This is a genomic window from Caproicibacter fermentans (assembly GCF_014303955.1).
GTDB lineage: Bacteria > Bacillota > Clostridia > Oscillospirales > Acutalibacteraceae > Caproicibacter > Caproicibacter fermentans.
The window spans coordinates 3546546-3557772 of the sequence record NZ_CP060286.1 but is presented as its reverse complement, the minus strand read 5'-3'; the positions used below and the strand labels follow the sequence as shown (position 1 = coordinate 3557772).

Genomic DNA, 11227 nt, shown 5'->3' with positions numbered 1-11227 from the left:
TCGCAATTAGACTTTTCAGGGGTTTATTCATCCCGCATGTCGAACAGGATGTTGTCCAGCGTGAAACCCAGCGGAAGATTAGGCGTGCCTCCGTCCCAAAAAATCCGTTTGTCCTCGAAATGCACGTTTCTGAATTTTTCCGGAGATTTCAGGCTCTGAAAAAAAATCGTGTCGACTTTTTTCCTCATATCTAAAATAATTTTATCCCCATTGCTCAGAGCGATGGTTAAGGTATAATCGTCATGCGGGATGACTCCGATGATCCTGCTCATTTTACCGTCCCTTTCCGTCAAATTCTAATACCGGTATCCCGTATATCATACAATCGGAAGCCGGCATAGCAAATACCCCAAATGGGGTATTTTAAAACAGTAAAACAGCAAGCCCGAAAAGGTTCCGGACTTGCTGCGTAAGCTATTTGATTGAGAGGGGCTTATGAACCGACAGAATCGATCATCAAAAGCAATATCGAGGTGATCCTTCTGTTGCCGCCGGGCGGGGGCCTTTCGCCATTAGTCCCCGCCCGGCACAATATCGGGGGATAAGCCGGGATTCTCTCCACAGGAATACTCCCTTTTCCACTGTGCAAGCGCCGCGTCGGACATCTGTGTTTCACAGTGCGGCAGTTCGCAGCCGCCGCTGACGGACTGCAGCGTAATGGGGGCCGCGACGGTCGGACAGTCCCTTGTTTCAAGCAAAAGGCAGCCCTGCTGCACGATGTAGTTCACATGCGGCTGCAGGACGGCGTTAATAAACAAATTCTGATAAAAAACCGAATTCGGATTCGGAATTCCATTTTCCCCGTACATGCGGATCTCATCCCGGTTTGTATAAATTTTCCCACCGCAGGAGTATGCGTTGTAGTGGAAGGCCTCCGCGTGGAAAAGGCGGCCTTCCGAATCACGAATGGCGATGGATTCCAGAATGACGGGAGCTCCTTTCGAGGGGGCGTCCGATGTGGTCAGTTCCAAAAGGCCCTTTCGAACCCGGTAGTTTACTTTCGGCTGAAGGACGCCGTTGATAAAGAGATTGAAATAGGACACCTCACAGGGAGAGGGAATCCCCTGGGCTCCATACTCTTTTATTTCGTCTTCATCGGTGTATTTCTTTTTCACTCCGTCGGAAACGGCGTTGTACTGCCAATCGGAAACCTCCATGATTTGGCAGTCCACATTTCTCCATGTGGTAAATAAAATAATGACGGGCGCCCCTTTGGCAGGAACGTCCTGCGTTTTAAACGTCAGTTCTCCCCTTTTCAAAAGATAGGTTGGTTTCGGCTGCAGTACGCCGTTTACGAATACATCGTAATAGGAAACTTCTTCCGGGGAGAGGATTCCCTTCCCGCCGTATTTTTTCAGTTCGTCGCAGTCGCGGTAAGTCCGCCTGACGCCGTCGGAAACGGCGTTGTATTGGGAGAGCTCCGCGCGGAGCTCGACATTTTTATAACAGATACAGCATCCGCTGCAAAAGCGGACACTGTCAAAAACCCTGTTCGCACAGATGCAAACACGGTCGATTTCCCGCAGACGGGAATCTATCCGGGGGACGAGCAGGCTGCAGTCTTTCTTGGCGAAAACGACCGTTTCCATGCGAATCAGCAGCTTGACTCGCTCAAATCCGGGATTTTCCCTGCAGCCGCAGGGAAGCGCCCAGCAATGAAAGCTCTGCAGCTGAAAGGTGAAAGAACTCCTTTTGGGGGCAGAAATCTGGACGGACTGAACGATATAAAACGGAATCGGGACGGAAATTCTTTTTTCATCCAAAAAGACTGATACATAACCTTCTATTGCGACCGACAGGTTCTTTTGTTTTACCTTATTCCCCGAAAGAGGCAGCACCGTATAGAGAATGACGCCCGGATCGTATGGACTGACGACAGTTCCGTATCGGTCGGTCAACCGGCAGGTAATGAAAGGACAAAGATTTGACATGGCGTTCACCCCGGGCAATAATTCTTAGCCGCGATCCCTTTTATATTATTCCCCAGACGCATTCTGTGACACATTCTCGTGCCGCTCAGCGGATATTCACCAGGAGGTCGCTCCGCCGTCAACGCAGAGGTTTTGCCCCGTGATGTAACTGGACGCATCGCTGGCCAGAAACACGGCGGCTCCCATGAGTTCCTCCGGGCGGCCGAAACGCCCCAGCATGGTTTTTTCTCCGAGCGCGGTCATGAAATCCCGGTTCTCCTGAACATTCTGATGAGGAAACGGGCCGGGGGAGATGCAGTTTGCCAGGATACCCCGCCTGCCGTAATAGGCGGCAATGTATTTTGTCAGCTGAATCACAGCGGCCTTTCCGGCGCCGTAACAAGCAGGGCTGCCGATTCTGCTGTCGCCGCCGTATAGTTCGGGATTCGGCGCCATCACGCCGTACATGGACGCAATATTGATAATTTTCCCGTATTGCCGGTTCAGCATGTACGGCAGAACCTCACGGACACAGCGGAAAGCCCCGCCGGCCGTCCCCTGAATTCCCCGATCCCACAGTTCGTCGGTCATCGTTTCGACAGAGCCGAAAACGGACGAATACGCATTGTTGACCAAGGCGTCAATTTTTCCGAACCGCTCGCTGGCAGTGCGGAACAAAAGCCGGATGCTGTCGGTATCCAGAATATCGACGCGTTCCCCCAGCGCTGCGATCTTGTATTTCGCGGATAATTCCTCCGCCAGCGCCCGGCAGCGCGCGACATTCCTCGAAGCGACGACCAGCGAGGCGCCGTATTGCGCGAAAGCCTCGCAGAGCGGCCCGCCCAGGTAGCCGGCCCCGCCGACGACAACAATCGTCCTGCCCGTCAGATCAAAAAGACTGTTCAAAACAATTCGCCTCCGCGTCCGTTTTATCCCGTCCGTCCCGGAGAAGGTCAGATTTCTTCCCCAAGATAAGCAAGGATGTCATCAAGAAAAAAATTGTGAACTCCCCTGAAAAAATGCCCGTAAATTTTCCGCATGAAAAGGAGATCCTCTTCCGTGTCCACCGTAAACCGGATACGGCTGCGGTTTTTCCCGCAGTTATAAGCGCCGCGGCTTTCCTGCGAAGTATACATATACGGGGTGACATGCTCGCGCTCATAGGGCGTGATGGCCCTGCCGTTCGCTTCCTCCAGCAGCGAAGCCGTAAACACCTCCGCGCCGACGCCAAGCGGGAACCCCTCGGTACGGGCATAGCGGTACCCGCCCTTTTCAAAATATTTGACGGTTTCGTCGAGCACCTTTGGATCAAAAAGCGGATTGTCCGCGGTAACACGCACGATCGCATGGGACGGGTGCGCCCGGGAAGCCTGACAGAAACGGCTCAGGACGTCGGTCTCGCTCCCGCGGAAAACCTCCGCGCCGATTTCATGCAGATAAGCGGACAGGACGTCGTCCCTCGCGCCCGTAGGAATCGCCACGACGATCCCCCCCACCCTTTCCGACAGCCTGAGCCTTTCGATTACATGCCAGACGATCGGTTTGGAGCACAGATCGGCCATGACCTTTCCCGGCAGCCGGGACGAACCCATCCGCGCCTGTACGATCGCCAGATACGGCAGCACTGGCATCCCCTCACTTTCTCCAAAGGAACGGGGTGACCACCCGTTCGGGAACATCCTGAAATTCTGAAAAGATCAGCCGATATGCCTCCGGGTCCATCCCCTTTCGGGCGGCGCGGGCATATTCCTCAAGCTGCTTCACGCTGTCCGCGCCGAAAATCAGGTAATCGATGTATGGGTGCGCGGCGGCAAAGCCCGCCGCGCACTCCAGCGGCGAAAGAGACACTTCCCCGCACAGCTCCTGAAACTGCGCGACATAAGGCGCCGCAAAGCCCATGAAATCGGGGAGCCGTTCGGGCGGCATCGTCAAAAGGCCCTGCAGCAGCGAACTGCGCGCGAAAATCGTCATTCCGCGCTCCCTGGCCCTTCGAAAAAATCCGCTCCGGTCGAGTCGCCGGTCCAGAACGTTGTACGGCACCTCAATCACGTCAAGGCCGTCATAGGCAAGGGCTTCCTCCGCTTCCGCGGGGGCATATACCGACACCCCGACTCTGTTCACGGCCCCTCGGTATTTTTCCCCGATCAACGCTTCCACGGCGGGCGTGCGGAAAACATATTCCGCGTTATGAAACAAAAGGCCGTCCAGACGATCGCTCTTCAGCCTGTGCATACTTTGTTCGATGTTCTGTTCCAGGACGGCTTCGTATTTCTTTTCGGGAACGCCGTCCAGGACCCCCTGCCTCAGCTTGGTTACGACCCGGGCGGAATCCCGCGCGCCGCTTTTTGCAAGATAATCTCCCAGAAGAACCTCGGCGTCGCCATAGTCCGCCGCCGTATCGAACAGGGAAATCCCCAACTCCAGAGCGGCGTCCAGCAGCTTTCTCGCCTCTTTCGGATCAGGTTTGCCGTTTCCCTGAATGCCATAATCGGTTCCGAGCTGCGCCGTGCCCAGCGCCAGTTTCATCTTGCGTCATCCTCTCGTGATCCCTGTCATTTCCCGTCCGCCCGATGAGCCGTCCCATCTTCCTACAATATATTTTTTTCGCCCCAAATATATGCGAAACCCGATCCTCCCGAGTCATTACGGCGCACATTTTTTCCATAGAAACATAAATTGAGAAAGGATAAAATAAAACTTCGCTGTTGCTGCGGCGAAGCAAAGGGAAAAGCAGGTGTAGTATGCTGAATGGAAAAACGGTGCTGATCACCGGCGGAACCGGATCCTTTGGGAAGGCGTTTTCCAAGCGCGTATTAGAAAACTACGACCCTAAAAAGGTGATTATTTTTTCACGCGACGAGTTCAAGCAGTGGCAGATGAAAATGACGTTTGCAAAGCACCTTGATAAAATGCGCTTTTTCATCGGCGACGTCAGGGATAAGGAACGGCTTTACCGGGCTTTTGACGGGGGTGGACTACGTGGTGCACGCGGCGGCGATGAAACAGGTTCCCGCATGCGAATACAATCCGTTTGAAGCAGTAAAGACCAATGTTCTCGGGGCTTACAACGTGATCGACGCCGCGATCGACTCGAATGTTAAAAAGGTCGTCGCCCTGTCCACCGATAAGGCGGTCAACCCGGTAAACCTTTACGGCGGCACCAAGCTGGTTTCCGACAAACTGTTTATTTCCGCCAACGCTTACGCGGGCGCGAAAAAAACGGTTTTTTCCATTGTGCGCTACGGCAATGTCGCCGGAAGCAGGGGGTCCATTATTCCTTATTTCCGCTCCCTTGTCGCAAAGGGCTCGACTTCTCTGCCAATAACGGACCACAGCATGACACGGTTTTGGATCACGCTCGAGGAAGGCGTCGACCTTGTCCTGAAGGCGCTGAGCGAGTCCTATGGAGGAGAAACCTATATTTCAAAAATCCCCTCCTTCAAGGTTACGGACCTTGCTCAGGCGATCTGCCCCGGCTGCGAAATGCCGGAAGTCGGCATCCGGGAAGGCGAAAAGCTGCACGAGGTCATGATTACGAAAGAGGATTCTCTTACCACCTACGAATACGAAAAGCATTACGTCATCTATCCGCGCATGGACTGGTGCGACCCCGGCAAGTACAATCTGGACGGCGCCAAAAAGGTCCCGTATCGGTTTGAGTATTGTTCCGGCACGAATACGCAGTGGCTGAATGTAAGCCGGCTCCAGTCCTTGCTGACAAGGATCCCGTCTGAAAACGGCCATTCTGCCGATTGATTTTCGGAATCGGCTGTTGTATGGGGAGGTTCTGATACTTAAATGGAAAAAAATGCGGCTGCGCCGCTTGCCGTGAACGGAGGCAAACCGGTGCGCGATACTTTTCTGAGCTATGGCAGGCAGTATATTGACGGGGACGATATCGCCGCCGTAACGCGGGTGCTGAAAAGCGATTTTCTAACCTGCGGCCCCATGATCGAGAAGGCCGAGCAAAAGTTATGCAAGGTGACGGGGGCCGCCTGCTGCGTGGCGGTGTCAAGCGGCACGGCGGCCCTGCACACGGCATGTCTCGCGGCCGGCATTGAAGCCGGAGATGAAGTCATCGTTCCCCCGATGACGTTTGCCGCCAGCGCGAATTGCGTGCTGTATTGCGGAGGAATTCCCGTGTTTGCCGACATCGACCCCCATTCCTGGAATCTTTCGCCGGAGGCGGCGGAGCAAAAGATTACGGACCGCACCAAGGCAATCATCGCAGTGGACTACATGGGTCAAGCGGCGGACCTCTACGCCCTTGGCGACTTGTGCCGAAAGCACAATCTGATTCTGATCGAAGACGCGGCGCATTCCATGGGCACGCGGTATGACAACCGAACGGTGGGCAGCATCGCCGACCTGACCGCTTTCAGCTTTCACCCGGTCAAAACCGTGACCGCCGGGGAGGGCGGAGCCGTCACGACCAACGACGATTCACTCTGCGAAAAGGCCCGGCTTTACGGGAAACACGGCATCACGCGCGAAAGAGAAAAATGGATCCGCAGAAATGAAAACGAATGTTATTACGAGCAGCAGGCTTTGGGTTACAACTATCGCATCACCGATCTGCAGGCGGCGCTTCTCTGCAGTCAACTGGATAAACTGGAGCGGTTTTCAAAAAGGAGAAAAGAACTAACTGCTTTTTACAACAAAGAATTCTCCCCGATGCCGGAAATCATTCTTCCGAAAGAAATCCCTTTATCGGACACGGTCCGGCATCTTTATGTCGTCCGCCTCGACACGGAAAAGCTGACAGCCGACAGGGACGCCGTACTCAAGGCGCTTCGTGCCGAAAATATCGGCGCGGCCATCCATTATATCCCGGTCTATCTGATGCCGTATTACCAACGGCTTGGCTATCGGGAGGGACTCTGTCCGAATGCGGAGGAACACTACAGGGCCTCGCTGACCCTCCCTCTTTTTTACTCCATGACGGACCAGGATGCTGCCGACGTGGTATGCGCCGTAAAAAAAGTAATCGGCTTTTACAGAAAACCGGGATAGCGGGATTCCCTTCCCCACCGACTTTCGTGAGATTGGCAGGAGAAGACAGTATGACTTTCTATGAGAAACTCTGCGGCCGCGGACCTTACATCATTGCGGAAATGTCCTCGAACCACGCGGGAAGCCTTGAAAACGCCCTGAAAATCGTTCAGGCGGCCAAAGAAGCGGGGGCGGACGGGCTGAAACTGCAAACCTACACGGCCGACACCATGACGATTAACTGCAGCCGCGACTGCTTTCGAATCAAAGGCGGTCTTTGGGACGGCAGGCTGCTTTACGAGCTTTACAAGGAGGCCAGTACCCCGTGGGAATGGCATGGCGTGATCCGGGACGAATGCATGAAACTTGGGCTGGACTTTTTTCTACGCCCTACGACCGCAGCGCCGTGGATTTTTTGGATGCGCTGAATGTTCCATGCTTTAAAATCGCGTCGTTTGAACTGGTGGATCTGCCGCTGATCGAGTATGCCGCCTCAAAGGGAAAGCCGCTCCTGCTGTCGTGCGGCATGGCCTCCTCAGAAGAAATCGGCGAGGCACAGCGGGCGGCGTACGGGCGCGGCAACCGTGAGGTCGTGCTGCTGAAATGCTGCAGCGAATATCCGGCGAGATACGGCGATATGAACCTTGCGGCCATCCCCGAACTGAGAAAAACCTTTTCGCTTCCCGTCGGCTTTTCGGACCATACGCCGGGAAGCATTGCAGACGTTGTCGCCGTTTCGCTGGGCGCCTGCGCGATCGAAAAGCATCTGTGCCTGAGCCGCGGTATCGACAGTGCGGACAAAGCCTTTTCCCTGGAACCCGGCGAATTCCGCAAAATGGTGAAAGACGTGAGGACGGCGGCGGAGATCATCGGCGGGAAGGCGGGCGGAACGTCCACCCTCGAAAAGGAAAGCATGCCGCTCCGGCGCTCCGTGTTCGCCGTGAAAAGCATCAGGGCCGGTGAGCTTCTCACCGAGGAGAATATCCGCGTGATCCGTCCCGGCTGCGGCATGAAGCCCAAATATTATTCCCATGCTCTTGGGAAACGTGCGCTGCGGGACATTGAAAGGGGTGAGCCGATTGAATTCGGACTCTTTGAGCCGGGATAAAAACGCCTGCTTCGAATCGGACCGGCTGCTTTACCGCGGCATTACCTGGGAAGACGCCGCCCAGATCGTGGCATGGCGCAGCAACGGGCAAATCATCCGCTTCTTTCGGTCGAAAATTCCACTCACGATGGAAACGCACTTGGCGTGGTTTGAAAAATACCGGGACGACGCGACAAGGTTTGATTTCATGGTTACCGAAAAAGCAAGCGGTCGAAAAACCGGGATTGCCGGCCTGCAGAATCTGTGCGGAGAATCGGCCGACGTTTCCTATTTCATCGATCCTCTATCGCAGGGCAGGGGCTTCGGCACCGAGGCAATCCGGGCGATAAGCGCCTATGCTTTTGAACATTTCAAGCTGAAAAAGCTCGAAGCCGTAATTCTTACAGGGAATTGCGCTTCGCAAAAGGCCGCGGAACAGGCAGGATTTCTTCTTTACAGCCAAACCTACCGGTTGGAAAAGCCGAGGAAGATTAATGATCGTGATTCGTGCGGGCGCTGACCCGGCAATCGGCACGCGACATGCGAATTGATTCCTTTCCAGCGCGGCAGGACTTTCTTCCATCGGCAATAGCATTGTCATGATCCGGCCGACCCGGACCCTTTTGCTCTGATTATAAAGATGAAGGTAACGTGCCATGATTCCGGCTGAGAACGTAACACCTTGCGCCGTCGGCCGAATAGAATGCAGTAACGAAGCAGAATTTTCATAAAGAAACTGTGCCGAATGGGAGGAACTCAGATGGAACGGAGCGAAGAAGCGAAAATTCCGGAATTCCGCAGCCTAATCGCTGCTATACGGGAGGAAGCCGGTCCGCTGAAGGATGTGATCTTATCGAAGGCGGAAGAGGATGAGGAAAACAAAATCCTCAGTGATTTTGACAACGCGGTCCAAATCCAGGTTTTCGGAACGCTGGAACATTTAAAGGCCTATCAGCTAAACGGATGGAGGGAATTAGTCGATGGAGAAGACGACGGCGGAAACGGACCCAATGCAGCCAAAGCCTGAAAAGAAGCGTCTGCTGAAATTTTTGGAAGCGGCGGTCGGGCATTTCCGGGTCGGAGAGGACAACGAGGGCATGGACAGCTTTTTGAACGCCATGGAGGAGCTGGAGCACGCGGTCGAAACCGACCGGCTTTCGCGGGAGCCGCAGATTGACCTGAACCGCCTGCTGCTCCCCCTTCAAAGGCTGTATCTTTCCATGCGGAATCGGGATATTACCGGTCTTACCGATCTGCTGGAGGACACACTCATTCCCTTGACCAATGAATGGCGGAAGGGGGGCGGCGAAATATGAAAACAGCCAAACCGGACGAGACAAAAGAGATGTATGAAAAAAACCTTGCGCTGCTGTCGCCATGGCTGAAAGCCTCCATGTCTGAAATTTCTGACAGTGAGCTCCGGGAAAAAATAGAAGTCACCTACAATGAGGAGGGGTACCCCGTCTGCCGTTACCGGCAAGGGGACGTCAGCTTCCATATTACGAGCGAACATCCGATCCGGGAAGCGAAAACCTGGTATCAATCGATTGCGCCAGGAGGACCGGCCGAGGTGTTCCTTTACGGGACCGGATTTGGGTATGCGCTTTTCGAGCTGTTCGCCCACAAAGAGCCCCACACGCTTGTGGTCGTGTTTGAACAGGACCGCTATTTGTTCAAGGCTATGCTGTATTATTTCGACCTGTCTCAACTGATTCAGGAAAACAAGATCGTATTTCTCATCGGGGACAGCTCTTACTTTAGAGAGGCGTTTCAGGAGCTATTCTACAATATGCTCTTTTTCGGCGTCACGCATCCGGCCGTTGTGCTTTCCTTACCCGCCGTGCGGAACTTTAAAACGGAGTATCTTGAAATCCACCGGTATCTTTTTCGGGATCTGTGTTTTCTGTCATCCCTGCTCGGAAACAGTCATCAGGACAACATGACCGGCCTGAGGAACATGCTGGCCAACGTCCGGGAGATTCTGGAAAACCCGTACCCGAGCTGCCTGAAGGAAAAATACAGGAACGTTCCGGCATTCATCATTTCCAACGGCCCGTCGCTGGACCGAAGCATCCAGAAGCTCAAAGGGATTCACGGCAAGGCCCTGATCCTCTGCGTGGAGTCGGCCATTGTTCCGCTCACCAAAAGCGGAATCACTCCGGATATTCTGGCAATCGTCGAACGGACAAAATACACCTATCTGTACCATTTTAAAGACCGGAATTATTCCCCCGACATTGCCCTCCTTGCGCTCGCGGTAACTGACCCGAGAGTCTTTCGCTCCTTTGCCGGAGAAAAAATCCCCATCCTCCGCAAGGGGGAAGACTTGAACCGCTGGTTCAACCAAAACCTGGGCGACGGGAGCGAGTTGGACGCGGGTGCAAACGTATCACATTTTGCGGCGTGCATAGCAATGTACCTCGGCGCCGATCCCATCATATTTGTGGGGCAGGATTTCGCCTACGGACCGGACGGCCTCACGCACAGCAAAGACGCGGTCATTTCACAGGAAACCGGAAAGCAGGCAAGAGAACGGATTCATGCCATTCCCACGGTCTATGTGGAAGGAAACAGCGGAACTATGATTCCCTCCAACCGGCTTTGGGCGGATTTCCGGCTGGGCCTGGAGCACATCATCGAGGACCATCCGGAGCATCGTTTCTATAACGCCACGGACGGCGGCGCAAGAATCCACGGAGCCGACCGGGCGGAGCTCGGCGAACTGATCCGGCAATACTGCGTCGAGCCGATCCCGTCCCGGGTCGGCGAACTGATTTCGGAATACAAGGCGAACATCTCCATCGCGGAGCGCAGGACGCGGCTCGGCGGTTTCATCACCGACGTGGAACGCTACGCCGTTTTATTCCGCAATCTTGCTAAGGAAATGAATTTAAAAAAGCTGAAATGCGACAAGATGCTGCTGCTGTGCAGCAGGGAGAAAGAACAAGACCGCCGGACACTGGAGGAAGCCTATCAGGAAAATATCGACGCGTTTCATCAATTTGCGGAAAACGTCTTGTGCCGCACCTTTTTTCAACAGTTGAAATGCGCTTATTTTCACCTGCTGGACCGGTTGGGGACGGTCGATACGCCGGAAAAAACGGCGCAGGCATTTAGCCTTCAGAGCCGGTTTTACAATGATCTGCGTGTGGTCTGTCAGAGCCTTTCCGTCACTTTGGCAGAAGCGGCGGATTCCCTCCGTGCTCTTTCGGAAGAGCCGCGGGAAAAGGCGGTGTGA

At 54.4% G+C, this 11227-nt stretch carries 11 protein-coding genes and 2 pseudogenes; 8 read left to right on the top strand and 5 right to left on the bottom strand.

Annotated elements, in window-relative coordinates:
- Positions 1 to 23: 23 nt before the first annotated feature.
- The 5 genes from HCR03_RS17685 to HCR03_RS17665 form a co-directional block, all read right to left on the bottom strand.
- Positions 24 to 272, bottom strand: a complete 249-nt coding sequence (locus HCR03_RS17685; protein WP_066643770.1) for a DUF2442 domain-containing protein — start codon at positions 270 to 272, stop codon at positions 24 to 26.
- Between the two features lie 240 nt (positions 273 to 512).
- A complete protein-coding gene (locus HCR03_RS17680) occupies positions 513 to 1931 on the bottom strand; it encodes a DUF4183 domain-containing protein (protein ID WP_187035675.1) in 1419 nt (472 codons plus the stop codon).
- A 96-nt stretch (positions 1932 to 2027) separates the two neighbouring features.
- A complete protein-coding gene (locus tag HCR03_RS17675) occupies positions 2028 to 2816 on the bottom strand; it encodes an SDR family oxidoreductase (protein ID WP_156989647.1) in 789 nt (262 codons plus the stop codon).
- A gap of 47 nt (positions 2817 to 2863) precedes the next feature.
- Complete coding sequence (locus tag HCR03_RS17670) at positions 2864 to 3541, bottom strand: cytidylyltransferase domain-containing protein (protein ID WP_066643773.1); 678 nt, start codon at positions 3539 to 3541, stop codon at positions 2864 to 2866.
- Positions 3542 to 3545: 4 nt separating this feature from the next.
- Complete coding sequence (locus HCR03_RS17665; RefSeq protein ID WP_187035673.1) at positions 3546 to 4436, bottom strand: aldo/keto reductase; 891 nt, start codon at positions 4434 to 4436, stop codon at positions 3546 to 3548.
- A 215-nt stretch (positions 4437 to 4651) separates the two neighbouring features.
- On the opposite strand from HCR03_RS17665, the pseudogene pseB reads away from it, so the two are divergent.
- From pseB to HCR03_RS17630, 8 genes and pseudogenes are all read left to right on the top strand, one after another.
- Positions 4652 to 5666, top strand: a pseudogene (pseB, locus tag HCR03_RS17660) (UDP-N-acetylglucosamine 4,6-dehydratase (inverting)).
- 42 nt (positions 5667 to 5708) lie between these two features.
- Entirely contained in the window at positions 5709 to 6923 is a 1215-nt protein-coding gene (pseC, locus tag HCR03_RS17655) for a UDP-4-amino-4,6-dideoxy-N-acetyl-beta-L-altrosamine transaminase (protein ID WP_187035671.1), read from the top strand.
- A pseudogene (gene pseI, locus HCR03_RS20705) lies at positions 6878 to 7722 on the top strand (pseudaminic acid synthase); the annotation flags it as partial. The gene pseC and the pseudogene pseI, both read left to right, overlap by 46 nt.
- Positions 7723 to 7737: 15 nt before the next feature.
- On the top strand, positions 7738 to 8010 hold the full coding sequence (locus HCR03_RS20700) for an SAF domain-containing protein (protein ID WP_407926881.1): 273 nt from the start codon (positions 7738 to 7740) through the stop codon (positions 8008 to 8010).
- Positions 7982 to 8509, top strand: a complete 528-nt coding sequence (locus tag HCR03_RS17645; RefSeq protein ID WP_187035669.1) for a GNAT family N-acetyltransferase — start codon at positions 7982 to 7984, stop codon at positions 8507 to 8509. The genes HCR03_RS20700 and HCR03_RS17645 overlap by 29 nt, the downstream gene beginning before the upstream one ends.
- A gap of 240 nt (positions 8510 to 8749) precedes the next feature.
- Positions 8750 to 9016 (top strand): hypothetical protein, encoded by a 267-nt coding sequence (locus tag HCR03_RS17640; protein WP_066643779.1) that lies wholly within the window; start codon positions 8750 to 8752, stop codon positions 9014 to 9016.
- Complete coding sequence (locus HCR03_RS17635; RefSeq protein ID WP_139104012.1) at positions 8970 to 9305, top strand: hypothetical protein; 336 nt, start codon at positions 8970 to 8972, stop codon at positions 9303 to 9305. Before HCR03_RS17640 ends, HCR03_RS17635 begins: the two co-directional genes overlap by 47 nt.
- Entirely contained in the window at positions 9302 to 11227 is a 1926-nt protein-coding gene (locus tag HCR03_RS17630) for a motility associated factor glycosyltransferase family protein (RefSeq protein ID WP_187035667.1), read from the top strand. The genes HCR03_RS17635 and HCR03_RS17630 overlap by 4 nt, the downstream gene beginning before the upstream one ends.

Bases quoted from the DNA above. Each gene is read 5' to 3' on its own strand.
- HCR03_RS17670 (WP_066643773.1), bottom strand. From the start codon at position 3,541: ATGCCAGTGCTGCCGTATCTGGCGATCGTACAGGCGCGGATGGGTTCG.
- HCR03_RS17630 (WP_187035667.1), top strand. From the start codon at position 9,302: ATGAAAACAGCCAAACCGGACGAGACAAAAGAGATGTATGAAAAAAAC.
- HCR03_RS17680 (WP_187035675.1), bottom strand. From the start codon at position 1,931: ATGTCAAATCTTTGTCCTTTCATTACCTGCCGGTTGACCGACCGATAC.
- HCR03_RS17640 (WP_066643779.1), top strand. From the start codon at position 8,750: ATGGAACGGAGCGAAGAAGCGAAAATTCCGGAATTCCGCAGCCTAATC.
- HCR03_RS20700 (WP_407926881.1), top strand. From the start codon at position 7,738: ATGGTGAAAGACGTGAGGACGGCGGCGGAGATCATCGGCGGGAAGGCG.
- HCR03_RS17665 (WP_187035673.1), bottom strand. From the start codon at position 4,436: ATGAAACTGGCGCTGGGCACGGCGCAGCTCGGAACCGATTATGGCATT.
- pseC (WP_187035671.1), top strand. From the start codon at position 5,709: ATGGAAAAAAATGCGGCTGCGCCGCTTGCCGTGAACGGAGGCAAACCG.
- HCR03_RS17685 (WP_066643770.1), bottom strand. From the start codon at position 272: ATGAGCAGGATCATCGGAGTCATCCCGCATGACGATTATACCTTAACC.
- HCR03_RS17635 (WP_139104012.1), top strand. From the start codon at position 8,970: ATGGAGAAGACGACGGCGGAAACGGACCCAATGCAGCCAAAGCCTGAA.